This is a genomic window from Nonomuraea sp. KM90 (genome assembly GCF_052246675.1).
GTDB lineage: Bacteria > Actinomycetota > Actinomycetes > Streptosporangiales > Streptosporangiaceae > Nonomuraea.
This window is the reverse complement of the sequence record NZ_JBQQCB010000082.1, coordinates 11,976-35,256: the sequence shown is the minus strand read 5'-3', so window position 1 is coordinate 35,256 and position 23,281 is coordinate 11,976. Positions and strand designations below refer to the sequence as shown.

The 23,281-nt window shown below is 73.0% G+C and carries 16 protein-coding genes; 8 read left to right on the top strand and 8 right to left on the bottom strand.

The window, feature by feature from the left end; all coding sequences use genetic code 11:
• Nucleotides 1-155: 155 nt before the first annotated feature.
• Nucleotides 156-1,061: a LysR family transcriptional regulator gene (locus tag ACTWPW_RS44840; RefSeq protein WP_443172304.1), complete on the bottom strand. Its 906-nt coding sequence runs from the start codon at nucleotides 1,059-1,061 to the stop codon at nucleotides 156-158.
• Nucleotides 1,062-1,178: 117 nt separating this feature from the next.
• Here ACTWPW_RS44840 and ACTWPW_RS44835 point away from each other — a divergent pair, with 117 nt between their 5' ends.
• Nucleotides 1,179-2,504 (top strand): aspartate aminotransferase family protein, encoded by a 1,326-nt coding sequence (locus ACTWPW_RS44835; protein ID WP_443172303.1) that lies wholly within the window; start codon nucleotides 1,179-1,181, stop codon nucleotides 2,502-2,504.
• Here ACTWPW_RS44835 and ACTWPW_RS44830 read toward each other — a convergent pair.
• Nucleotides 2,472-3,143 carry a 3'-5' exonuclease gene (locus ACTWPW_RS44830; protein WP_443172302.1) on the bottom strand — a complete coding sequence of 224 codons (672 nt, stop codon included), beginning with the start codon at nucleotides 3,141-3,143 and terminating at the stop codon, nucleotides 2,472-2,474. The two genes, ACTWPW_RS44835 and ACTWPW_RS44830, sit on opposite strands and share 33 nt — an antisense overlap.
• A gap of 286 nt (nucleotides 3,144-3,429) precedes the next feature.
• The gene (locus ACTWPW_RS44825; RefSeq protein ID WP_375108828.1) at nucleotides 3,430-4,449 is read right to left on the bottom strand and encodes an aldo/keto reductase; all 1,020 of its coding nucleotides are present in this window, start codon (nucleotides 4,447-4,449) and stop codon (nucleotides 3,430-3,432) included.
• 146 nt (nucleotides 4,450-4,595) lie between these two features.
• Here ACTWPW_RS44825 and ACTWPW_RS44820 point away from each other — a divergent pair, with 146 nt between their 5' ends.
• Together ACTWPW_RS44820 and ACTWPW_RS44815 are read left to right on the top strand one after the other, a co-directional pair.
• On the top strand, nucleotides 4,596-5,186 hold the full coding sequence (locus tag ACTWPW_RS44820) for a TetR/AcrR family transcriptional regulator (protein ID WP_375108829.1): 591 nt from the start codon (nucleotides 4,596-4,598) through the stop codon (nucleotides 5,184-5,186).
• A 176-nt stretch (nucleotides 5,187-5,362) separates the two neighbouring features.
• Nucleotides 5,363-6,592, top strand: a complete 1,230-nt coding sequence (locus ACTWPW_RS44815) for a flavin-dependent oxidoreductase (protein ID WP_375108830.1) — start codon at nucleotides 5,363-5,365, stop codon at nucleotides 6,590-6,592.
• A 112-nt stretch (nucleotides 6,593-6,704) separates the two neighbouring features.
• On the opposite strand, the gene ACTWPW_RS44810 is transcribed toward ACTWPW_RS44815, so the two are convergent.
• Entirely contained in the window at nucleotides 6,705-7,367 is a 663-nt protein-coding gene (locus ACTWPW_RS44810) for a hypothetical protein (protein WP_443172301.1), read from the bottom strand.
• A complete protein-coding gene (locus tag ACTWPW_RS44805) occupies nucleotides 7,364-7,726 on the bottom strand; it encodes a PadR family transcriptional regulator (RefSeq protein WP_443172300.1) in 363 nt (120 codons plus the stop codon). Before ACTWPW_RS44805 ends, ACTWPW_RS44810 begins: the two co-directional genes overlap by 4 nt.
• A 283-nt stretch (nucleotides 7,727-8,009) precedes the next feature.
• Here ACTWPW_RS44805 and ACTWPW_RS44800 point away from each other — a divergent pair, with 283 nt between their 5' ends.
• The gene (locus ACTWPW_RS44800; RefSeq protein WP_443172299.1) at nucleotides 8,010-10,490 is read left to right on the top strand and encodes an ATP-binding protein; all 2,481 of its coding nucleotides are present in this window, start codon (nucleotides 8,010-8,012) and stop codon (nucleotides 10,488-10,490) included.
• Here ACTWPW_RS44800 and ACTWPW_RS44795 read toward each other — a convergent pair.
• The 3 genes from ACTWPW_RS44795 to ACTWPW_RS44785 are packed head-to-tail and all read right to left on the bottom strand — an operon-like array spanning nucleotide 10,487 to nucleotide 12,954.
• The gene (locus tag ACTWPW_RS44795) at nucleotides 10,487-11,803 is read right to left on the bottom strand and encodes an acyltransferase family protein (RefSeq protein WP_443172298.1); all 1,317 of its coding nucleotides are present in this window, start codon (nucleotides 11,801-11,803) and stop codon (nucleotides 10,487-10,489) included. The two genes, ACTWPW_RS44800 and ACTWPW_RS44795, sit on opposite strands and share 4 nt — an antisense overlap.
• Nucleotides 11,804-11,805: 2 nt before the next feature.
• Nucleotides 11,806-12,225, bottom strand: a complete 420-nt coding sequence (locus ACTWPW_RS44790) for a DUF1707 SHOCT-like domain-containing protein (RefSeq protein WP_443172297.1) — start codon at nucleotides 12,223-12,225, stop codon at nucleotides 11,806-11,808.
• Nucleotides 12,226-12,285: 60 nt separating this feature from the next.
• Entirely contained in the window at nucleotides 12,286-12,954 is a 669-nt protein-coding gene (locus ACTWPW_RS44785) for a phosphotransferase (RefSeq protein ID WP_375108835.1), read from the bottom strand.
• Between the two features lie 174 nt (nucleotides 12,955-13,128).
• On the opposite strand from ACTWPW_RS44785, the gene ACTWPW_RS44780 reads away from it, so the two are divergent.
• The 4 genes from ACTWPW_RS44780 to ACTWPW_RS44765 are packed head-to-tail and all read left to right on the top strand — an operon-like array spanning nucleotide 13,129 to nucleotide 23,279.
• A complete protein-coding gene (locus ACTWPW_RS44780; RefSeq protein WP_375108836.1) occupies nucleotides 13,129-13,959 on the top strand; it encodes an ABC transporter ATP-binding protein in 831 nt (276 codons plus the stop codon).
• Nucleotides 13,949-14,734, top strand: coding sequence for an ABC transporter permease (locus ACTWPW_RS44775; RefSeq protein ID WP_375108837.1), 786 nt, complete (start codon nucleotides 13,949-13,951; stop codon nucleotides 14,732-14,734). The genes ACTWPW_RS44780 and ACTWPW_RS44775 overlap by 11 nt, the downstream gene beginning before the upstream one ends.
• Nucleotides 14,735-14,757: 23 nt before the next feature.
• Nucleotides 14,758-19,461: a type I polyketide synthase gene (locus tag ACTWPW_RS44770; protein WP_375108838.1), complete on the top strand. Its 4,704-nt coding sequence runs from the start codon at nucleotides 14,758-14,760 to the stop codon at nucleotides 19,459-19,461.
• Nucleotides 19,458-23,279, top strand: coding sequence for an SDR family NAD(P)-dependent oxidoreductase (locus tag ACTWPW_RS44765; protein ID WP_443172296.1), 3,822 nt, complete (start codon nucleotides 19,458-19,460; stop codon nucleotides 23,277-23,279). The genes ACTWPW_RS44770 and ACTWPW_RS44765 overlap by 4 nt, the downstream gene beginning before the upstream one ends.
• The last annotated feature ends 2 nt before the right edge of the window (nucleotides 23,280-23,281 follow it).

Here is a 23,281-nt window from a genome sequence, read left to right as displayed (position 1 = left end):
CGGATCGGATGAGTTCCGTCCCTTGGACAGAGCGGCCAGGCGATTCGTGACAGCGCTCGTCCGGAGCCGCCGGGGGCGCGGGTCGCGTTCGGCGACCAGGGGGATACGCTGCTCAGCGACAAGCGCCGGCCGTCCCCCACCTCCTCGTAGGCGCGCTACGCGGTCTCGGCCCGGCGTGCGCTGTCGTGGAGCTGCGCCACCGCGCGGGCGATGAGGTCGGCGCGGCGTCGATCCCGGCGGGCGTGCACGGCGATGCGCCGCAGCACGGTGGGACGGACCAGCGGCCTGGCGACGAGCCCGCCGGGAAGCTCGGCGACGGCCAGCCGCGGCAGGACGGCGACCCCGATGCCCGCCGCCACCAGCCGCAGCGCCGCCCGATGGTCGTCCAGGCGGGCGGCGTAGCGCGGCGTGAACCCGGCGGCCCCGCACGCGCTCTGGATGATCTGCCCGATCGGGCTGTCGTAGATGTCGTGGTCCACCCACGGTTCGCCTTCGAGGTCCCGGAGGGCGAGGCCGGGGGCGCCGGCGAGCGGGTGCGCGGCGGGGAGCACGGCGACGAGTTCCTCGACGGTCAGCTCGTGACGCCGGTAGCCGTCGAGGTGCACCCCGGCCCCGTCGGCGGGCTCGGTCCGGATGTCGAGGTCCGGTCGCCGGCGGCCGCGCCCGTCGACGGGTTCGTTGAGGCTGATCTCGACGGTCAGGTTCGGCTGGTGCCGGTGAACGGTCCGTACGACCTCCGGCATCCACCGCTCGGCCGCGGAGGCGAAGCAGGCGATCGCCAGGTGCTCGGCCTGACCGCCGCGCAGGTCCGCGACGACCCGATCGAGGCGGCCGAAGTCGGCGAGGAGCGACTGAGCCTGATCCGCCAGCTGCCGCGCGGCCTCGGTGGGGACGATGCCGCGCCCCTGTTTCTCGAACAGGGTCAGCCCGGTCTCCTTCGCCAGGGCGGTCATGTGCTGGCTGATCGTCGCGGGCGAGTAGCTGAGGTTTCGTGCCGCCCGGTTGATCGACCCGGCCGCCAGGACCGCGCGCAGGATCGCGAGACGTCGCGGGTTGAGCATGCGCCAACAGTAAGGCAATGCCGAATGGTCAGCCGGTTTTGTGTGCTTGTTACGACTCGTACCGTCGATCGAAGATGGCACCGGACACGGCATTCGCGCGGTCGGAGAGGGTTGGCCATGGACACGACGTTCTTGGACGAGGCGGGCCGGCGCCTGATCCGCTACGGAGTCGGCTTCACCCCGCGGCTCATCGAACGTGCCTCCGGCGCGTACGTCTTCGACCACCAGGGCACGGCGATCCTCGACTTCACCTCGGGGCAGATGAGCGCCATCCTCGGCCACGCCCACCCGGACATCGTGGCGACGGTCTCGTCCGCGGTCGCGTCGCTGGACCACCTCTACAGCGGCATGCTGAGCGCCCCGGTGCTGGAGCTCGCCGACCGGCTCACCGCGACCCTGCCGCCCGCGCTGGCCAGGATGATGCTGCTCACCACGGGGGCCGAGGCGAACGAGGCCGCGATCAAGATGGCCAAGCTCTCCACCGGCCGCTACGAGATCGTCTCCTTCGACCGCTCGTGGCACGGCATGACCCAGGGGGCGGCCTCCGCGACCTTCTCGGCCGGGCGGCGCGGCTACGGCCCGCCGACGCCGGGGAACCTCGCCCTGCCCGCGCCGAACGCGTACCGGTCGCCGTTCCGGGCCTCCGACGGGTCACACGACTGGGCGGCCGAGCTCGCGTACGGCTTCACCCTGGTCGACCAGCAGTCCGCCGGGAGCCTCGCGGCCTGCCTCGTCGAGCCCGTCCTGTCCTCGGGCGGGATCATCGAGCTGCCGCCGGGGTATCTCCGCCGCCTCAAGGAGATGTGCGAGGAGCGCGGGATGCTGCTCATCCTCGACGAGGCGCAGACGGGTCTCGGCCGCACCGGGACGATGTACGCGTTCGACCGCGACGGGGTCACCCCCGACATCCTGACGCTGTCGAAGACCCTCGGGGCCGGGCTGCCGGTGGCGGCCGTCGTCACGACCGCCGAGATCGAGCAGACCTGCCACGACCGCGGGTTCCTCTTCTACACCACGCACGTCTCCGACCCGCTGGCGGCCGCCGTCGCGCTGACCGTCCTGGACGTCATCGAGCGCGAGCACCTCGTCGAGCGCGCCGCCCGGCTGGGCGCCCAGCTCACCGAGCGGCTGCTGGCGCTGCGCGACGGCTACGAGGTCGTCGGTGACGTTCGCGGCCGTGGCCTGCTCCAGGGCATCGAGCTCGTACGGGACAAGCGCACCAAGGCACCCGCCGACGCGCTGGGCCACGCGGTCACCTCGGCCTGCCTCGAACGGGGGCTGCACATGAACATCGTCCAGCTGCCCGGGATGGGGGGCATCTTCCGCATCGCCCCGCCGCTCACGATCGGCGAGGACGACCTGCACGCGGGCATGGACATCCTCGAGGCGTCCCTCAAGGCCGTGCTCGGCTCAGAACAGCCCGGCCTGAACTCCCACACGTGACGCCGGACGTCTGGGCGCCAGCCCCCCGACGCGGTCGAGATCGCCAAGTGCCCGCCAGCGACCCGTCCGGCCGCCGTCGGCCACCAGGCGCTGAAACAGGCACGCCGTGGCCAGCACGTCCGGCATCGCCCGGTGGCGGCGCGCGGGCGGCTCGATGCGCAGATACCTCACCAGGTCGTCCAGCCGGTGCGACGACAGCTCCGGATACAGCGCCCGGGCCAGCCGTACGGTGTCCAGCAGCGGGATCCCGGCCAGCTCGGGGCAGTGCCGCCGCTGGTGGGCGATGATTCCCGCCTCGGTGGGCGCGTGGTGGGCGACCAGCCGGTACGGCGGCGCCGTCAACCGGCGGTCGAGCTCGCCCATGACCCGCTCGGGCCGGGCGGCCGTGGCCAGCATCGCCGCGGTGATGCCCGTCAGGCGCATGTCGTAGGAGGTGACGGCCATCCCCGGGGGCGGCGCGATCAGCGACTCGTACCGCCACGACTCCGCCAGGCCGTCGGCGGCGACCGTGAGAGCGAGCACCGCCACCTCCACCGGAACGGCGGGCCGCCCCGCGGGAGTCAACCCCTCGAAGTCGATGACGAGGTAGGTGTGCCGGGAGAAGGCCACCTCGCCGCAGAGCGCCGCGGTCTCGGCCATCAACCGCTCCAGGGCCGGTTTCGTCCGTTCCGGCACCGGCCGGCGCGCGTGTCCACGCGCTGACGGTACCCCGGCCGCCACCGCACGCGCAGCACTCCGCGCCGAGCGGCGCTGCGTACCGGTCGCCGTACCCCAGCCGGCCGACCAGGGCACTGCCCCGCTCCAGGCGGCGGCGAAGGCGGACGCGCAGGCCGGGAGCAACCGCCGAGGCCGGAGCCGGGGGTCGGTGGTGGCCGGGCCGGGAGCGGCGGTGCGGCGGCGGTCGCACCGCGCTCGGGGTGCCCGGTCAGCGGCGCCGGAGCGACGGGTCGAGCAGGGCGGGCGGGGTGTCGAACTTCTCGTGGGCGGCGAGGTCGGTGCCGGGCGCGACGATCGCGTCGATGGCGTCGAGCACGTCGGCGGAGAGCACGGTGTCCGCGGCGGCCAGCTGCGCGTGCAGGTGCTCCAACGTACGGGGGCCGATGATCGCGCTGGTCACGGCGGGGTGTGCGGTGACGAATCCGAGCGCCAGCTGGATCAGGGTCAGACCGGCCTGGTCGGCGACCTTGGCCAGCCGCTCGACCGCGTCCAGCCTGGCCCGGTTGGCGGGGATGGAGAGGTCGAAGCGCTCCGGCAGGATCGCCGAGCGGTGGGTGGCGACCTCGCGCCCTTCGCGGACCGCGCCCGACAGCCAGCCGGAGGCGAGCGGGCTCCAGGCCAGCACGCCGAGCCCGTACTCCTCGGTCACGGGCAGGACGTGGGCCTCGATCCCGCGCTGCAGGATCGAGTAGCTGGGCTGCTCGGTGACGTACCGGCTCAGGTGATGCCGGCGCGCGGCCCACTCCGCCTGCACGATGCGGTAGGCCGGGAAGGTCGAGGAGCCGAAGTAGCGGATCTTCCCCGCGCGCTGCAGGTCGGTCAGCGCCGACAGCGTCTCCTCGTCGCTGGTGCTCGGGTCCCACCGGTGGATCTGGTAGAGGTCGACGTGGTCGACGCCGAGGCGGCGCAGGCTGTTGTCCAGCTCGGTGACCAGCCAGCGGCGCGAGCTGCCCCGGTGGTTGGGCTCGTCGCCCATGGGCATGCAGGCCTTCGTGGCCAGCACGATGTCGTCGCGGCGGCCGGCGATGGCCTTGCCGACCATCTCCTCCGACTCGCCGGCGCTGTACCAGTCGGCCGTGTCGATGAGGTTGATCCCGGCCTCGAGGGCGGCGTCGACGATGGCGGTGGCCTCGTCCTGGGTGGTACGGCCGATCGCGCCGAAGTTCATCGCGCCGAGCGCGAGGGAGCTGACCTGCACACCGGTGCGGCCCAAGGTGCGGTACTGCATGACTGTGTCTCCTCCGTGGGGAGTGAAGGCGTGGGTGGTTGGCCGTCGGCACGCTGCTCTGACATCATGAGCCAAGCGGAACCTCGTCCCGGTTTCGACAATACGGGACACTGTCCCGTTTAGCAATTCCGCTACCGGAGGGAACGATGAACGACAGCGACCAGAGCGCGGCGCGCACGGCCCGGCCCAAGCGGGCGGACGCCCAGCGCAACAAGAAGGCCCTGCTCGACGCGGCCGCCGCGATCTTCGTCACCTCGGGCGTGGAGGCCCCGGTCCGCGACATCGCCGCCAAGGCCGGCGTCGGGACGGCCACGATCTACCGCCACTTCCCGACGCGAGCGGATCTCATCATCGCCGTCTTCCGGCACCAGATCGAGGCCTGCGCCGAGGCCGGTCCCGTCCTGCTGGCCACCAGCGCCACCCCGCACGCCGCGCTGGCGCAATGGATCGACCTCTTCGTCGACTTCCTGGTCACCAAGCACGGGCTGGCCACCGTCCTGCAGTCCGACAACGCCGGCTTCGACGCGCTGCACGCCTATTTCATCGACCGCCTCCTCCCCGTGTGCACCCAGCTGCTCGAGGCCGCGGCCGCCGCCGGCGAGATCCGCCCCGACATAGAGGCCTACGAGCTCATGCGCGGCGTCGGGAACCTGTGCATCGGCGCCGACAGCGACGCCCGCTACGACGCCCGCCGCCTGGTCGGGCTCCTCATCGACGGGCTCCGCCAGCCGCACTGACGGCAGGGAAGAGCGGAAGCGGCGGCCATCTCATAGACTTCCAGCACCTGAAAGTCGAACGTGTCCCGCAATACGTCTTCCACATCTGGAGCGTTCATGCCCGGACTCAGGCTCAGCCCGCTCGATTTCCCGTCCTTACCGGATGCCTCCTCACCGATTTCCCGGGGAGGCCTCTCATGACGACCCGCCGCGTGGTCATCGCCGGCGCCGGCATCGCGGGGCTGACGGCGGCCCTGAGCCTGCACGCCGCCGGGATCACCGAGGTGACCGTCCACGAAGCGGTGGAGGAGATCCACCCGCTCGGCGTCGGCATCAACATCCTCCCGCACGCCGTCCGCGAGCTCATCGAGCTCGGTCTCGGCGACCGCCTGGCCTCGATCGGCGTGGCGACCGCCGACCTGACCTTCCTCACCCCCCGCGGGCAGCGGATCTGGTCCGAGCCGCGCGGGCTGGACGCGGGCTACCGGTGGCCCCAGTACTCGATCCATCGGGGCCGGTTGCAGCTGATGCTGCTGGAGGCGGTACGCGAGCGCCTCGGCCCCGAGGCGGTGGTGCTCGGCTCCCCCGTCACCGGCCTCCGCCACGACGCGGACCTGCTCATCGGCGCCGACGGCATCCGCTCCAGCGTCAGGCGGGCCCTGTTCCCCGGCGAGGGCGAGCCGCTGCCGGGCGGCGACGTGCTGTGGCGCGGCACCACGTACGCCAGACCGTTCATGACCGGCAGGTCCATGATCATGGTCGGTGACGGCACGCAGAAGCTCGTCATCTACCCCATCGCCCCACCCGCCGGGGACGGCACCCAGCTGATCAACTGGGCCATCCAGCGCACGGCGGACGTCGAGGGCGTGCCGCGGGGCGACTGGAACCGGCCCATCGGCGTGGAGAAGGTCCTCCCCCACGTGGCGGACTGGCGTTGCGGCGAGCTGGACATCTCCGCACTCATCGCGGGCGCGGAGCAGGTGTTCGAGTACCCGCTCGTCGACCGTGACCCGCTGCCGCGCTGGTCGACGGAGACGGTGACGCTGATGGGCGACGCGGCGCACCCGATGTACCCGACCGGCTCCAACGGCGGCACCCAGGCCGTCATCGACGCCCGCGTCCTGGCGTACGCGCTGGCCAACGACCTGGGGCTGGAGTTCTACGAGGACCAGCGCCGGCCGGTCACGAACAACGTCGTGCTGGCCAACCGCAAGGACGGCCCCGAGATCATCCTGCGGCTGGCCCACGAGCGCGCCCCGCAGGGTTTCACCGACATCGAGCACGTCATGCCGCTGGCCGAGCGGGAGGAGATCGCCCTGCGCTACAAGAAGCTGGCCGGTTTCGAGCCCGCCACGCTCAACGCCCGCCGGAGCTGGTCCGTAGACCCCAAGCCGACCACCGACGTCTCCCCCGCTCCCGCGCCGTGAACGACAGGCCGGGGCGAGGTGACGCCCCGGCCCCGGTTCGCCCATGACCGCTCGCCCGGCGAACCGGAGCGAAAGGCGGGGTGGGCGTGGCAGGCGGGCGGCGCGTCGCCGGCTAGGCCCGCGGCCCCGCGTTCGCGGGAGGCTGCGCGGCGCGCCGGAAGAGCCAGGCCGATCCGACGAAGAGCGCGACGAAGATCCCGTTCAGCACGACGATCTCGGCGACGGAGGCGTTCGGGGCCTGGTGTTTTCCGGCGATGAGCGCGATCACGGCGACCAGCGCCTGGGCGGACGCCGTGGCGAGCAACGCGCGTGCCATCCCGGACGGGCGGAAGCGGGCGATGACGGCGCCGACGACCCCGACGGCGAGCACCCCGAAGTACATCAGGTCTGCGCGGTCGCCTTCGGTTCCGATCACGCCGACGGCGCCCATCAGCCAGAGCAGGAACAGGGCCGTCGCGATCGCGACGCCGACGCCGGATCGGTACGCGGTCTTGTGGTTCTTCATCGCCTTCTCCGGTGGCAGGGGGTGGTCGGTGGCCGCCCTGGCCTGCCGGCCGCGCCACGAGGCGTCGGCGGCCAGTCCGCGGAGCATCCGGGACCCGATGCCGGCGGCGATGCGCCAGTCGCTGGTCCCGTGGGCCCGCTCATGGGCGACGTGGTCGTACAGGTCGGCGTCGATCTCGTCGATCCGGCGCTGGGCGACGGCGGTGGGCAGGCCCCGCGTGTAGAGGCGCACCCATCGGGCCACCAGCCCGGCCATGCGCTCCGGTGTCATGCCGGCCCCGGGGCGATGCGCGGGAGGCGGCCGGGGGCCTGACCGGGGGCGGCGGCCCGGGCCTGCTCGGCCACCTGCGCCCCCTTCCCGGTGAGTTCGTAAAGTCGGCGGCGCGGTCGTCCTTCGACCGCGTCGGTGTCCTCCCACCGGGAGGTGAGCAGACCGAACTCCTCGAGCCGGCTCAGGGCTTTGTACAAGGTTCCGTGTCCTGTCAGTGAACGTGACCCGCTCTGTTCGCGCATGGTCTGGGCGAGACCGAATCCGTGGAAGGCGGCCTGCCCCGAGCTCAGCATCGACAGCGCCGCGTCGAGAATCTCGGTCTCGAGCGGAAGCAGGGTCCCGGGCTTGCGGCGTGGCATGGCGAAAACTATAGGAAGATATCTTCCTATTAGCAAGCGGCCCGGATCGCGCCGTGCGGGCCGGAGGCCGCCGCCGGCCGGTGCGCCCCGGCCTCGCCCGCCGTGCTGACTCTTCCGTGAGGGTGCCGGTGTCCCGCGGCTGGAGTGTCGGCGATGACAGTGACTCTCGAAGATGTGTGGCATATTCTCCTGTCTCATCCGGACTGCGGACGCGGGGGTTGTGTTCATGCCGTCAGGCGCACACGACGGTGGCGATGGGGGTCCTTCCGCGGAGCAACCCACGTTGGGTGCTCTGTTACGGGGCTGGCGGGAGCGGGCGCTGCTGACCCAGGAGCAGCTCGCGGAGCGGTCGGGGCTCACCGCCCGTACCGTCCGCCGGTTGGAGTCGGGTGAGCTGCGGCGGCCGCGCAGCACCTCGTTGCGGCTGCTGGGTACGGCGCTGGCCCTGGACGCCGCCGAGATGTCACTTTTGAGCGAGGCCACGACCGGCGTCCCGCAGATCCCGGGACCGAGCCCGGCGCGCACGACGCCACGGCAGTTGCCGGCCGATGTGGCGTTCGTCGGCCGGGCCCGGGAGATGGCCCTGCTGGACGCGGCCGGCGACGCGACCACGGTGGTGATCACCGCCATCGACGGCATGGCGGGGGTCGGCAAGACCGCGCTGGCCGTGCACGCCGCGCACCAGCTGGCCGCCCGCTTCCCCGACGGTGACCTGTTCGTCGACCTGCACGGCTACACCCAGGGCCTGGCCCCGGCCGACCCGGCCGACACGCTCGCCCGGGTGCTGGGGCTGCTGGGCGTCCCGGGGGAGTCCATCCCGCAGCACGTGGACGACCGGGCGGCTCTGTACCGCACGCTGCTGGCCGGCCGCCGGATGCTGATCGTGCTGGACAACGCCGCCGACGAGGCGCAGGTGGAGCCGCTGCTGCCGGGCGCGGGAGGCTGCCTGGTGCTCATCACGAGCCGGCGCCGGCTGGTCGGCCTGGACGGTGTCCGTACGGTGTCGGTGGACGTCCTGCCGGTCACGGACGCGATCGCGCTGTTCGCCGGCACCGCCGGGCCGGAGCGGGTGGCGGGCGTGCCACGGGAGTCGCTGGCCGAGGTGGTACGGCGGTGCGGGCTGCTGCCGCTGGCGATCCGGCTGGCCGCGGCCCGGTTGAAGGCCCATCCGGCCTGGAGCGTGAGCCACCTGCTGGAGCGGCTGGAGCAGCACCGGAGCCTGCTGAGCGAGCTGCACGCGGGCCAGCGCAGCGTCACGGCCGCGCTCGACCTGTCCTACCGGGAGCTGGCGGCCGACGAGCGGCGCGCGTACCGGCTGCTGGGGCTGCACGCCGGCCCGGACATCGGGGCCGAGGCGGTCGCCGTGCTGCTGGACACCGGCAGGGGGCGGGCCGTGCGGCTGCTGGATCGGTTGCTCGAGGCTCATCTGCTGCAGGAGCCGGTCATCGGCCGCTACCGCCTGCACGACCTGATCCGCGCCCATGCCGCCGCGATGGCCGCCGACGAGGAGCCCGAGACCGAGCGGCGCGCCGCGCTGGCCCGGCTGCTGGACCACTGCAGCCGGGCCGCCTCGGCGGCGATGGACCGCCTCTACCCCTACGACGCGGAGATGCGGCCCCGCCCTCCGGCAGGCACCGCGTCCATGCCCGACGTGCCGAGCGCCGAGACGTGGCTGGACGCGGAGCTGGCCAACCTGCTCGCCCTCGCCCGGCACGCTGCGGCCGACGGCTTCCCCGCGCACATCCGCCACCTGTCGGCCACCTTGCACCGCTGCCTGCGCGTCCGCGGCCGGTACGCCGAAGGCGCGGCCCTGCAGACGCAGGCGCTGTCCGCGGCCCGCGCCACCGGGGATCGTCCGGGCGAGATGGAGGCCCTCCTGGGGCTGGGCGAGATCCGTTGCGCGCAGAACCAGTACGAGACGGCGACGGAGAACATCGTGCGGGCCCTGGACATCGCCCGCTCCACCGGCCACCGGGCCGGCGAGCTGGGAGCGCTGCACTGCCTGGGCACGATCCGGGCGTACCAGGGCCAGTTCGCACCGGCCGCCGAGGCGTTCACGGAGGCGCTCGGCATCGCCCAGGCGATCGGTCACCGCATCGGCGAGCTGGACTCCTTGATCGATTCCGGCCAGGTGCACCGGCTGATGGAACAGTACGAGCCCGCCACCGAGCACCTCACGCGAGCCCTCGAACTCGCCAGGACGGTCGGTCACCGCACCTGTGAGTCGCGGGCGCTGATGGGCCTGGGCCACATCCACCTGAAGCGCGGTCGGTACGGGCCGGCCGAAGAGTGCTTCTCGCAGGCCCTGAGCCTGGCCCGCGGCATCGGGCACATGCTGGGCGAGCTGATCAACCTCAACGGGCTCGGCCAGCTGTACCGGATGCAGGGGCGGCACGAGCAGGCCCTCGACCACTACCGGCAGGCGCTCGACCTGGCGCGCGAGGTCGGCAACGACAACTGGCAGTTCGAAGCCCTCCACGGCTCCGGCCGGCTGCAGCACGACCGCGGGCACGCCGCCGAGGCGCTCGAAAGCCATCACCAGGCCCTCGACCTGGCCTCGGCCCTGGGCCAGTCGAGCGATCAGGCCCGCGCACACGACGGCCTCGCCCACGCCCATGCCGCGCTCGGCCGGCCCGCCCAGGCCCGGCACCACTGGACCCAGGCCCTGAACATCATGACCGCCCTCGGCATCGACCGGACCGAGGAGAAGGGGGTCGACGTCGAGAGCATCCGGGCCCACCTCGCCCGGCCGGCCCCCGGCTAGCCCTGATCCACCTGGTCACGCGCGGCCCGGGGGGCGGGGCGCAGGCCGAACAGGAAGCGGGTGACGCCGGTGCGCCGGACCAGGAGGTCGTAGGCGAGGGCCAGCAGGGCGAACGACGCCATGACGATGACCGTGAACTTGACGGCGATCGGGGCGTCCCACCGGACGACGCCGTAGGCGACCGCGACCACGATCGGCTGGTGCAGGATGTAGAGCGGCAGCACGGCCTCGGACAGGTAGGCGTACCAGCGCCGCGGCTCGCGCCCGCCGGTCCGGGGGCGGGCGGGGCGGACCCGGTCGAGGAGGCCGATGATCGCCATCAGCCAGCACCATCCGGCCGCGCCGAACAACGACCTGCCGGCCATCGCGAGAGGCGCCGGCCCGGTGAAGGCGGCGTCTCCGGCCAGGAGCATCGCGGGCACGCCGACCAGGCAGAACAGCAGCCCGGCGAGCACGATCAGGCGGGCGTCGCGGCGGGCGGCGGCCCTGAAGCGGTCGTCGGTGGCGAAGACGAAACCGAAGAGATAGAAGAGCAGGTACGCCCAGCGGTGCCAGCCCCCGTACTCCTCCTCCAGCCCCGCCAGCGCGCACCACACCGCCAGCGGCACGGCGGGCAGGAGGGTGGCGCCGCGTCGCCGCTCCGCGAACGCGGCCATGCGGTCGCGCAGCCGCGCCACCCGGTCGCGGTTCGCGGGCGAGCGGAACCCGTGCGTGGCGGGGGCCAGCAGCAGGGAGAAGGTGAGCAGCAGCACCAGGAACCACAGGTGGCCGGTCTCGAAGAACTCGCCCTGGAGGACGAAGGGGAACTTGCCCGGCTCCAGGTCGATCCGGAAGAAGCGGGGCAGGAACTCGAGGTACGACTCCTGGTGGGCGGGGTCGGCGCGCAGGCGTAACCACTGCGGAACCGGTACGAGGACGAGCGTCCCGAACAGCAGCGGCACCCCGAGGCGGCGCAGGCGTTCGACGACGAACGCGCCGGTGCTGCGGCGGCGCAGGGAGTGCCAGGCGCCCAGGCCCGCCAGGAAGAAGAGCAGCGGCATCGCCCACAGCACGCCGACGGCGGCGACGACCAGGGTGACGTCGGTGGTCTCGGCGTTCTTCACGTAGAAGTCGTCGTGGGCGCCGAACACCAGCGCCGAGTGGAAGAACACCAGCCCGACCACCACCAGCACCCGGACGGCGTCGAGCTCCGCCCGCCGCCCGGAATCGCTGGAGGAGGCGCTGGAGGAGGCGCTGGAGGAGGCGCTGGAGGAGGCGCTGGAGGAGGCGCTGGAGGAGGCGCTGGAGGAGGTGCTGGCAGGGGTTGACGGCATGGTCACGACCCTTCGGCTGTCGCGTCTCGTCTTCTGCGAACGGTGCCCGCCGTCACGATAGCCAGGATGAGCCCCGGTGGGAGCAGCCCCTTGGGCCAGAAGTCCATCGGGCAGCCCTCGGCCACGCTCACCGCCGCCCAGACCACGACGTTGACCGCGAGGAGCACGGCCCACCCGGCCCACACCGCCTTCAGCCAGCGGGGGGTGCCGGACGGCGCGGGTGACGGGCTCGGGCGGCGCCGCGCGGGGAGGTCGGCGACCAGGTCGGCGAGTTCGCCACGGGTCACCGACCCGTAGGCCCTGCCCACGCGGTCGTCGAACTCCCTGAAGTCGAGGCAGCCCTCCTCCACGGCCAGGCGCAGCCGCTCGGCGGCCGCGTCGCGATCCTTGTCGGATGCCCGTACGTCGCGGTGCTCGTCCATGTCAACCTCCGGGTGGAAGAACACCCGACTTGTTGGGGAAGTGCAGGGGTTTATCAGGGGTCAGGAAGGAGGGGTTTCCCGGGCGAGGAAATGGGTTATCTCCGCCTTTTCCTCGGCGGTGATGTTGCGGTCCGCGCGGCGGCGCGCGGCAATGGCCGGAAGGTACGGCCGGGCCGCCCCGGTGTCGATGTCGCCCAGGAACGCCGCGAGCATCGCCGCCCGGCCCTCCTCGATCTCCGGGCCGACGGGAACGGTGGCCAGGACCAGCCAGGTGCAGGCGACGTCCGCGCCCGCCGCGCCCCGCGCCGCGTTCGCCCAGTCGATCACCCGGGGGCCGTCCCCGGTCAGGAGCACGTTGGCGGGGTGGAGGTCCAGGTGCAGCAGGCGGTTGCCGGGGCAGCCGTCCGCGGCCTGCAGCCAGCCGGGGGCCCGTACGGCGCCGAGCCTGCTCAGGAGGGACGCCAGGAGGCGGCCGTGCTCCGGAGCCCGCCCGGGGTCGCGGACCATCTCCTCCATCAGGCTCGGGCCGTCGACGCGCTCCATGAGGATGTCGGGGCCGTCGGCGTCGAAGACCTTGGGGGCGGGGAAGCCCTGGCGCCGGGCGTGGCGCATGACGGCGGCCTCACGTTCGAGGCTGCGGCCGTCGCGGGCGCGCCGGACGACCCGGCCGGCGCCGGCCTCGAGAATCTCGCAGTCGCAACCGGCTGCGATCAACGAACCAACCTGCATATCGGTCAGGCTAGGTTGTCAACTCGGTGTACGGATATATCAGGCCGCTGGCCGGTTTTTCCGGCAACTACCTGCCACCAGCTTCCCCGTTATTTCCGGCCTTCATCCCGCCAATATGGCTACAACCGCACTCACCCACAATTCCATTAAATATGGGGAGGTGACACGTTGCTGGTGGCAACCGATCTCGTCAAGCGGTACGGCACGGTCCAGGCCCTCGACGGATTCACTCTGAGCGTGGCGTCCGGTGAGATCGTCGGGCTCCTAGGCCACAACGGCGCGGGGAAGACGACCTTCGTGGAGATCGTGTCCCATCTGATCCGCCCGGACAGCGGAAAGGTGAGCATCGACGGCAGACCCCCTTCCGCCACACGCGGTGAGGTGGGCGTCGCGCCCCAGCACATCGCGCTGTACCCCTCCATCACCGTACGCGAGCACCTTGTGCTCTACGGCAAGCTGGCCGGGCTGAGACGGACCGCGCTCAGCGCGGCCATCGAGGACCTGGCGGCCGTGCTGCGGCTCAACGAGATCATGGACAGGAGGACGGGCAAGCTCTCGGGCGGCCAGCAGCGCCGTACCCAGGCGGCCAGCGCGCTGGTGCACCGGCCCGCGCTCCTGCTGCTCGACGAGCCCACGGCGGGCGCCGACCTGGAGACCAGGCAGGCGATGCTGGACGTGGTCAAGCAGCGCGCCGGAGAGGGCGCGGCCGTCGTCTACACCACCCACTACCTGCCCGAGCTCACCGAGCTCCAGGCCACGATCGCGGTCGCCCGCGACGGCCGGATCATCGCCAGGGGGCCCAGCGACGAACTGCTGAGGGACCTGCCGGGCGAGGTGCGGGTCACGCTGGACAACGAGGAGCAGATCTCGGTCTCCGCCTCCGACCCGGCGGCGGCCCTGATCGACCTGCTCCACCGGGTGAACCGTCCGGTCACCTCGGTGGACGTGCGCAACCCGTCCCTGGACGACCTCTATCGATCCCTGGCGGTCACCGATGCTTCTTGACTCCGCGCCACGCGGGCTCGGCGTGCTCGACGCCGTCTACCGGATCTCCGCCCTGGCCAGGCACAACCTGATCATCCGCTTGCGCGACCCGGGGCAGATGATCAGCTATGTCGCCATGCCGATGGTCCTCATGCTGGTGCTGAAGCCCCTGTACGTCAGGGCCCTGGACGGAGGCGCCACCCAGGTCGCCACCGGCCTGATGGTCATGTTCTCCGTGTTCGCGATCTCCCTGGCGGGCAACTCGATCCTGTCCGAGCGCACCTGGCGCACCTGGGACCGGCTGCGGGTGAGCAAGGCGCCGGCGTTCGAGCTGCTGGTCGGCAAGACCCTGCCGCTGTTCGTGGTGATGATCGCCCAGCAGGCGATCCTCGTGGTGTACGGCTGCCTGGCCATCGGGCTGCCCGTGCCCCCCGCCCCGAGCCTGGTCCTCCTGTCCATCGCGATCTGGGCGTTCGCCCTGCTGGCGATCGGCGCGGCGCTGGCCACGCTGGTCCGCAGCCACGGCGAGCTCAGCGTGATCTCCGACGTGGGCGCGCTCACCCTCAGCTCCCTGGGCGGGGCGCTGGTGCCGCTGAGCCTGATGCCCGACTGGGCTCAGACGGCCGCGCACGTCTCCCCCGGCTACTGGGCGCTGACCATGATGCAGGCCGCGGTACGCGGGGACGCGGCGGCGATCCTGCTGCCCGCCGCCATCCTGCTGGCGATCGGCCTGCTGGCGGGCCTGTTCGCGGCCCGCCGGCTGACGCGCGGCTGGGGACGGGACGGACTGCTGTGAGAGCGACTTCCGCGAAGAAGGGCATGGAGATGGATCAGCACCATTCACCGGGCGACGCCGATGTCGCGATCATCGGCATGGCCGGTCGGTTCCCGGGCGCGGCCGACGTCCAGAGGTTCTGGCACAACATCAGCAACGGGGTGGAGTCCTTCACCCGGTTCACCGACGACGAGCTGCTCGCCGCGGGCGTCTCCCCCGCGACGTTCCAGCAGCCCAACTACGTGCGCTCGAGGCCGATCCTCGACGACATCCGCGGCTTCGACGCCGGGTTCTTCGGCTACAACCCGCGCGAGGCCACCCTGGCCGACCCGCAGCAGCGGATCTTCCTGGAGTGCGTGTGGGAGGTCCTGGAGTCCGCCGGGTACGCGGCGCCGGAGGGCCGGGGCAGCGTCGGCGTGTTCGCCGGGATGAACATCAGCGGTTACCTGCTGACCCGGCTCATGGCGTTCCAGATGGGCATCGACACCTCCGCCCTGATGATCGGCAACGACAAGGACGCGCTGGCCACGAACGTCTCCTTCCGCTTCGACCTGAACGGCCCCAGCGTGTCGGTGCAGACCTTCTGCTCGACCTCGCTGGTCGCGGTCCACCTGGCCAGCGAGAGCCTGCGGCGCGGCGAGTGCGACATGGCGCTGGCCGGCGGCGTGTCGGTACGCATCCCCGACCGCGTGGGCTACCTGTGGGAGGAGGGCGGCCAGGAGTCGCCCGACGGGCACGTGCGGACCTTCGACGCCGAGGGCCGGGGCAGCATGTTCGGCGACGGCGCGGCCGTGGTCGCGCTGAAGCGGCTGAAGGACGCGGTGGCGGACCGGGACACCGTGCTGGCCGTCATCCGGGCCTCGGCCATCAACAACGACGGCGCGATGAAGTTCAGCTACCTGGCGCCCAGCATCGACGGCCAGCGCCGCTGCGTCTCCTCGGCCCTCGCCCGCGCGGGCGTGGACCCGGCCGACATCTCGTACGTCGAGGCGCACGGCACCGCCACCGAGGTCGGCGACCCGATGGAGGTGGCCGCGCTGACCCGCGCCTTCGGGGCGACCGAGCGCAAGCAGTACTGCGTGCTCGGCTCGATCAAGCCCAACGTGGGCCATCTCGACCGCGCCTCCGGCGTCACCGGCCTGATCAAGGTCATCCAGTCGCTGCGCCACGACCTGATCCCGGGCACGCTGCACTACCGCTCCCCCAACCCGGAGATCGACTTCGACAACAGCCCCTTCCGCGTCAGCGCCGAGCCCGTCCCGTGGCCGCGCGCGTTGGACCGGCCGCGCATCGCGGGGATCAGCTCGCTGGGCATGGGCGGCACCAACGCGCACGTCATCGTCACCGAGGCGCCGGCGCCCGCGCCGCGCGCGACCCGGTCGCGCCGCTGGCAGATCCTGCCGGTCTCGGCCCGCTCCCAGCAGGCGGCCGAGCAGGCGTGCGCCCGGCTGGCCGGGCACCTGGCGGACTCGTCCGACGACCTGGGCGACGTCGCCTACACGCTGCAGGCCGGGCGCAAGGTGTTCGGGCATCGCAAGATCGTGGTCGCCGACTCGGTGGAGGGCGCCGCGGCCAAGCTGGCCGACCCCGCCGGATCGCTCGGACGCGCGGACGCGACCGTGGGCAGGAAGGTCGGCTTCCTCATCGCGGGGGTCGGCGAGCAGTACCCGGGGATGGTGGCCGCCCTCTACGCCGACGAGCCGGGGTTCCGCGCGGACGTGGACGAGTGCCTGGCCGTGCTGGGGCTGACCGAGCCGGGGCAGCTCTCCGACGTCTTCGTGCCCGCCGAGCGGGACGAGGACGCCGGCGGCGACCTGGCCAGGCTGCTGGGCCGGGCCGGGGCCGGCGCGCCGCGGTCCACGACCGACGCGCACCTGGTGCAGCCGGCCGTCTTCGTGGCCGAGTACGCGCTGGCGCGCCAGCTCATCCGGTGGGGCCTGAAGCCCGAGATCATGATCGGCTACAGCCTCGGCGAGTACGTCGCCGCCTGCCTGTCGGGCGTGCTGTCACTGCCCGACGCGCTGCGCCTGGTGGCCTACCGGGCCAAGCTCATCACCTCCCAGCCCGAGGGCGCGATGCTGGCGGTCTCCTCCGACGAGAAGCGGCTGCGCGCGGTGCTGGGCGAGGTGTTCACCCGCGACCTGGACGTGGCCGTCCGCACCGGCTCCCAGGTGGTGCTGGCCGGGCCGGCGGACGCGGTCGAGCGGGCCTCCGCGCTGCTGCTGGAGTCCAGGATCGGGCACCGGCGGCTGGAGACCACGCACGCCTTCCACTCCCGGATGCTGGCGCCGGTGGCCGGGGAGCTGACCTCCTGGATCGCCGACAACATCACGCTGAACCCGCCGCGGCTGCCGTACCTGAGCAACGTGACCGGCCGGCCCGCCACCGCCGAGGAGGTGACCGACCCGGGCTACTGGGCCCGCCACATGTGCGAGACGGTCGAGTTCGGCGCGGGGCTCGGGCACCTGCTCGGGCAGGCCGACCTGGCGCTGGCCGAGATCGGGCCCGGACAGTCGCTGGGCGCGCTGACCCGCGGGCACCCGGCCTGCGACCGCGCCCAGTGGCCGCTCATCGTGACCACGCTGCCCGCCGCGAACGACACGCAGGACGCGGGGGCGACCCTGGCGACCGCCGTCGGGAAGCTGTGGCTGACCGGGGTGCCGGTGGACTGGGACGCGCTGCACGAGGACGCCGGCTGGCGGCCGGGGCGCGTGCCGCTGCCGACGTATCCGTTCGAGCGCCAGGAGTACTGGCTGGAGATCGACGAGAGCGCGTTCGGCAGCGGCGGCGGCGCGGCCGCGTACGACGAGAGCGACCCGACGAGCATCGCCAAGGCCTACCCGCGGCTGCCCGACACCCGCTGGATCCACACGCAGGTCTGGCGCCAGACCACGATCAGGCCGGCCCGCGCGGAGGAGGGCGAGCGCTGGCTGGTCTACACCGACGCGGGGCTCGCCGACGAGCTGGCCGCGCCCCTGCTGGCGCACCTGGCGGCCACGGGCAAGGACGTGGTCGTGGTCCGGCCGGGCGACCGGTTCTCCGCCGGCCCCGACATCCTGCGCGTGCGGCCCGGCTCGCCCGAGGACTCCCTCGCGGCCATGCGGGAGCTGAACCAGCGCCGCTGGGAGCCCGACCGGGTCGTGCACCTGTGGTCGGCCGAGGGCGGCCCCATCGAGGAGAGCCTGCAGCGCGGCCTGCACACGCTGGTCGGCCTCGCCCGCGCCGCCGGTGACCTGGGGCTGCCGAGCTGGGCACTGGACATCGTCACCTCGGGCGGCCACCGGGTGCACCCGGGCGACCGCGTCCAGGCCGCGCTCGGCACCCTGCTCGGCCCGACCCGGCTGATCCCCGTGGAGTACCCGAGGGTCAAGACCCGGCTGATCGACGTGGACGGGGTGGGCTCGGCGCAGGCCCTGCTGGCCGAGCTGCGCGCCGAACCGGCCGACCAGGTGGTCGGCCTGCGCGGCGGGCAGCGCTGGATCCCCGACTACGAGGTGCTCGACGCCTCCGTCATCGAGGCCCGCACGCCCGCCGCCGAGGTGCGCAAGGGCGGCGTCTACCTGGTGACCGGCGGGCTGGGCGGCATCGGGCTGGCCATGGCCGAGCGGCTGGCCGAGCACTACCGGGCCCGGCTGGTGCTGCTCGGCCGCACGCCCGTGCCGCCGCGCGAGCAGTGGGCCTCGATCCTGGCCTCCGAGACCGCGGCCCCCGAGGTGCGCCGGCGGCTGGAAGGGCTGCGCCGCCTGGAGGCCGCGGGCATCGAGGTCGTCACCGTGGCCGGGGACGTCTCCAAGCCCGAGGACACCCGCCGTGCCGTGGCCGCCGCGATCGAGCGCTTCGGCGAGCTGAACGGCGTGCTGCACTGCGCCGGCGTGCCCGCGGTCGGGCTCATGCAGTTCAAGACCATCGCCGACATGGACCGGGTGCTGGCGCCGAAGGTGCGGGGCACGCTCGCCCTGGCCGAGGCGCTGCGCGAGACGCCGGTGGACTTCCTGGCGCTGTACTCCTCCACCACCTCCGCGACCGGCGGCGGCGCCGGCCAGGTCGACTACTGCGCGGCCAACGCCTTCCTGGACTCCTTCGCGCTGGCCGACGAGCTGCCCGGCGTCACGGTCACCTCGGTCGACTGGTGCGAGTGGACCTGGAACGGCTGGACGGAGGGCCTGGAGAACTACGACGAGGGCTCCAAGCAGTACTTCGCCTGGTACCGGGAGAACTTCGGGCTCACCTTCGACCAGGGCTGGCAGACGCTGCTGCGGGCGCTGGCCAGCGGCGAGCGGCACGTCGTGGCCTCCACGCAGGACTTCGCGCCGCTGGTGGCGATGAGCCGCAAGTCGTCGATCGAGAGCCACCAGGCCACGGTGAAGAAGATCCGCGACGCGTTCGGGCGGCACCCCCGGCCGGACCTGTCCACCGCCTACGTCGAGCCGCAGTCGCCGGCGGAGGAGACCATCGCCGGGGTGTGGGCCGAGGCGCTGGGCCTGGAACAGGTCGGCGTGCACGACAACTTCTTCGAGCTGGGCGGCAACTCGCTGCTCGGCATGGAGATCATCGCAGAGGTCAGGAGGGCGCTGGAGCTGTCCTACCTGCCACCGCACATCCTCTACCAGGCGCCCACGATCGCCTCGCTCGCCGAGGCGGCCAAGGCCGACCAGGACGCGGGCGAGCCGTCGAGCGAGGCCCGGGAGCAACAGCGGTCCCGCATCGCCCAGCGACGCAACATGCTCAGGAGCGGAAGGACGTCATGACCGGAACCGACTACGACTCCGCGGTCGCGCTGATCGGCATGTCCGGGCGCTTCCCCGGCGCGGGGAGCCCCGCCGAGCTGTGGAGCAACCTGCTGGCCGGGATCAAGGGCCTGCGGACCATCACCGACGAGGAACTGCGGGAGTCCGGGGTCGACCCCGGCACGCTGGCCGACCCGCGCTACGTGCGCGTCGGCGGCCCGCTCGACGGGCTCGACCGTTTCGACGCGACCGTGTTCGGGATCAACCCGCGCGAGGCCGAGACGATGGACCCGCAGCACCGGCTGTTCCTGGAGTGCTCGTGGGAGGCGCTGGAGGGCGCCGGATACTGCCCGACCGACGTGCCCGGCCAGGTGGCGGTCTTCGGCGGCTGCGGGTTCCCGGACTACATCGTGCAGAACCTGCAGCACCTCGGCAACCAGCCGGGCGGCGCGCTGCTGATGGCCGTGGGCAACGAGCGCGACTCGCTGGCCTCGCTGGTGTCGTACAAGCTGGGGCTGCGCGGGCCCGCGGTGTCGGTGCAGACGTTCTGCTCGACCTCGCTGGTCTCCGTGCACCTGGCCTGCCAGAGCCTGCTGACGTACGAGTGCGACATCGCGCTGGCCGGCGGCGCGTTCACCCCGCTTCCCCAGCCCTCCGGCTACCTGTACGAGCAGGGCGGCATCATGTCGCCCGACGGCCGGGTGCGCAGCTTCGACGCCGAGGCCGGCGGCACGGTGATGGGCAGCGGGGCCGGCGTCGTGGCCCTCAAGCGCATGTCGGACGCGATCGAGGACGGCGACATCATCCACGCGGTCATCCTGGGCTCGGCGGCCAACAACGACGGCCGCCTGCGCGCCGGGTACACCGCGCCGGGGGTGGACGGCCAGGCCGACGTTATCGAGTCGGCGCTGGGGGTGGCCGGGGTCAAGCCCGACACCGTCGGCTACGTCGAGTGCCACGCGACCGGCACCATGCTGGGCGACTCGATCGAGCTGGCGGCCATGAACCGGGTGTTCGCCCAGCCCCGGGAGACGCCGTGCGTGCTGGGCTCGCTGAAGCCGAGCCTGGGCCACCTCGACCGCGCCTCCGGCGTCACCGGGCTGATGCGGGCCGCGATGGTGCTCAAGCACGAGCTGCTGCCCGGCACGCCCGACTACGAGACGCCCAACCCCGCGCTGGCCACCGCGCACGACCGGTTCACGGTCCTGGCCGAGCACCAGCCCTGGGCGGCGGGCCCGAACCCGCGGCGGGCCGGCGTCAGCTCCTTCGGGCTCGGCGGCACGAACGCGCACGTCGTGCTGGAACAGGCGCCGCCGCGGCCGCAGCGGTCCGGGCGGCCCGGCCCGCACCTGCTGGTCCTCTCCGCCGGGGACGACCAGGCGCTGAGCGAGGTGACCGAGCGGCTGCGCGATCACCTGTCCGAGGGGCGGGACGACGACCTCGCCGACGTGGCCTACACCCTCCAGATCTCGCGTGGCGGCTTCGCCCTGCGGCGGGCCGTGGTCTGCCGCGACCGCGACGACGCCGTGGCGGCCCTGGGCGACCCGTCCCGCTGGATCGACGGCAAGACCCAGCGGCGCAACCCCAAGGTACGGCTGGCCGTACCGGACGCCGAACCGCCCGCGACCTGGTGGGCGGAGCTGCACGCGGCGGTCGCGGGCGTCCTGGGCCACGGCACCGCGCCCGCGTCGGGATCGTCCCGTGCGGCGGCGCTGGCGGCGCTGGCCGACGGCCTGGGCGAGATCGGCGTCCGCGTGCTGCGCGAGGAGACCACCGACCCCGCCGAGGAGGTCGTGGTCGCGCCGGAGGAGGACGCCACGGCGGCCGAATGGCTGCTGGCGACGCTGGCCCGGCTGTGGCTGGCCGGCAGCGCGCCCGACTGGGCGGCGCTGCACGGCGGCCGGGGACGCCGGGTCGAGCTGCCCACCTACCCGTTCCAGCGGCGCAGGTTCTGGGTCAAGGCCGCCCCGCCGCAGGCGCAGGGGCAGGTGAGCGAGGGCAAGACCTTCGACCGCTCGCGGTGGACCCACCTGCCGGCCTGGCGGCAGCACCCGCTGCCCGTCGCCGGCCTGGACGAGCGGCTGCGCGAGGCCGGCCCGTGGCTGGTGTTCGCCGCCGACGAGCGCGGCGAGGCGCTGGTGGACCGGCTCACCCGGGCCGGCGCCGAGGTGACCGCCGTGCGCTGCGGCGACGAGTACGCCGAGGAGGACACCGGCGACTTCGTGATCCGGGCGCACAAGCCCGACGACATCGCCGAGCTGATGTTCTCGCTGGTGACCATGCCGCGCTCGATCGTGCACGGGCTCAGCCTGGCCTCTCCCGAGCCCGGCCCCGGCGCCGGCGCCGACCCCGTGGCGCACTTCACCGCCGAGCAGTCCCGCGGCTTCTACTCCGCGCTGGCGCTGTCCAGGGAGCTGGTGGACAACACCGGCTCGGCGCCCAGGGCCGAGCTGGTCCTGCTCACGTCGCAGGCGGTGAGCGTGGCGGGGGCCGACCTGCGGCATCCCGAGCACGCCACGCTGGCGGCCCTGGCGCCCTCCCTCCAGCAGGAGAACCCGCGGCTGCGCTGCCGCACCATCGACGTGGACACCGCCGGAGAGGCGGCCGCCCTGGCCGAGCAGGTGCTGGCGGCGTCGGTCTGCAAGCACGAGGGCCCGATGGCGATCCGCGCGGGCGAGGCCTGGCTGCGCCGGTACGAGCCGTACCCGGTGGCGGAGCTGGAGCCGGAGCAGCGGCCGATCCGCGACGGCGACACGGTGCTCATCACCGGCGGCCTCGGCGACGTCGGCCTCGTCCTGTCCCGGCACCTGGCCGACGCCTACGGCTGCCGCCTGGTCCTCACCGCGCGTTCCCCGCTGCCGCCCCGGGAGGAGTGGGACGCCTACCTCGCCGCCCCGCCGGCCGGCGGCGAGCGCACGGCCCGGCACATCGCCAACATCAGGGACCTGGAGAACCGGGGCGCCACGGTGCTGGCCCTGTCGGCGGACGTGGCCGACGAGGAGCAGATGCGGGCCGTGGTGACCGCCGCGGTCGACCGCTTCGGCAGCATCGACGTGGTGGTGCACGGCGCGGGCGTGCAGGACGGCGCGTACTTCAACTTCGCGCACCTGATGGACCGCCCCCAGTGCGAGGCGCACTTCGCGGCCAAGGTGACCGGCTTCCACGTGCTGCAGAAGGTGCTCGGCGAGTGGTGCCCGGACCGGCGGGTCACGCTGTCGTCGATCGCCGCGGTGCTCGGCGGCATGACGCTGGGGCCGTACGCGGCGGCCAACGCCGCCCTGGACGCCTACATCCGCGTGGCCCGCACGGCGGGCGCCGGCCGCTGGGTCACCGTGGACTGGGACACCTGGAACATCGACCCCGACCGGGTGGCCGGGCACAGCGGCGCGGTGGTGGACTTCGCGATGGCCCCGGCCGAGGGCGTGGACGTCTTCGAGCGGGCGCTGTCGGCGGCCGACCGCGTCGGGCACCTGGTGATCTCGACCGGCTCGCTGGACTCCCGGATCGCGCAGTGGGTCACCGGCGACATCCACGAGAGCGACGACGACTACGACGACCGCGAGCGCCATCCGCGGCCGGAGCTGAACAACCCGTACGTGGAGCCGAGCGAGGGCACCGAGGCCACGCTCGCCGAGATCTGGTCCAGGGTGCTCGGCATCGACCCCATCGGGGCGCTGGACAACTTCTTCGAGCTCGGCGGCCACTCGCTGCTGGCGATCGAGCTCACCACCAGGATCCGCAAGACGCTGGCCGCGTCGGTGCCGGTGACCGGCCTGCTGGAGTGCCCCACGGTCCGCCAGCTCGCCGAGTTGCTCGACGCCCGCGACGAGGAGGAGTAACC

What these genes read in the sequence shown, in the direction of transcription:
- ACTWPW_RS44790 (WP_443172297.1), bottom strand. Translation starts at nt 12,225, where the DNA reads ATGGACGAGCACCGCGACGTACGGGCATCCGACAAGGATCGCGACGCG.
- ACTWPW_RS44830 (WP_443172302.1), bottom strand. Translation starts at nt 3,143, where the DNA reads ATGGCCGAGACCGCGGCGCTCTGCGGCGAGGTGGCCTTCTCCCGGCAC.
- ACTWPW_RS44770 (WP_375108838.1), top strand. Translation starts at nt 14,758, where the DNA reads ATGGAGATGGATCAGCACCATTCACCGGGCGACGCCGATGTCGCGATC.
- ACTWPW_RS44825 (WP_375108828.1), bottom strand. Translation starts at nt 4,449, where the DNA reads ATGCAGTACCGCACCTTGGGCCGCACCGGTGTGCAGGTCAGCTCCCTC.
- ACTWPW_RS44820 (WP_375108829.1), top strand. Translation starts at nt 4,596, where the DNA reads ATGAACGACAGCGACCAGAGCGCGGCGCGCACGGCCCGGCCCAAGCGG.
- ACTWPW_RS44815 (WP_375108830.1), top strand. Translation starts at nt 5,363, where the DNA reads ATGACGACCCGCCGCGTGGTCATCGCCGGCGCCGGCATCGCGGGGCTG.
- ACTWPW_RS44765 (WP_443172296.1), top strand. Translation starts at nt 19,458, where the DNA reads ATGACCGGAACCGACTACGACTCCGCGGTCGCGCTGATCGGCATGTCC.
- ACTWPW_RS44795 (WP_443172298.1), bottom strand. Translation starts at nt 11,803, where the DNA reads ATGCCGTCAACCCCTGCCAGCACCTCCTCCAGCGCCTCCTCCAGCGCC.
- ACTWPW_RS44840 (WP_443172304.1), bottom strand. Translation starts at nt 1,061, where the DNA reads ATGCTCAACCCGCGACGTCTCGCGATCCTGCGCGCGGTCCTGGCGGCC.
- ACTWPW_RS44805 (WP_443172300.1), bottom strand. Translation starts at nt 7,726, where the DNA reads ATGCCACGCCGCAAGCCCGGGACCCTGCTTCCGCTCGAGACCGAGATT.
- ACTWPW_RS44785 (WP_375108835.1), bottom strand. Translation starts at nt 12,954, where the DNA reads ATGCAGGTTGGTTCGTTGATCGCAGCCGGTTGCGACTGCGAGATTCTC.
- ACTWPW_RS44810 (WP_443172301.1), bottom strand. Translation starts at nt 7,367, where the DNA reads ATGACACCGGAGCGCATGGCCGGGCTGGTGGCCCGATGGGTGCGCCTC.
- ACTWPW_RS44775 (WP_375108837.1), top strand. Translation starts at nt 13,949, where the DNA reads ATGCTTCTTGACTCCGCGCCACGCGGGCTCGGCGTGCTCGACGCCGTC.
- ACTWPW_RS44835 (WP_443172303.1), top strand. Translation starts at nt 1,179, where the DNA reads ATGGACACGACGTTCTTGGACGAGGCGGGCCGGCGCCTGATCCGCTAC.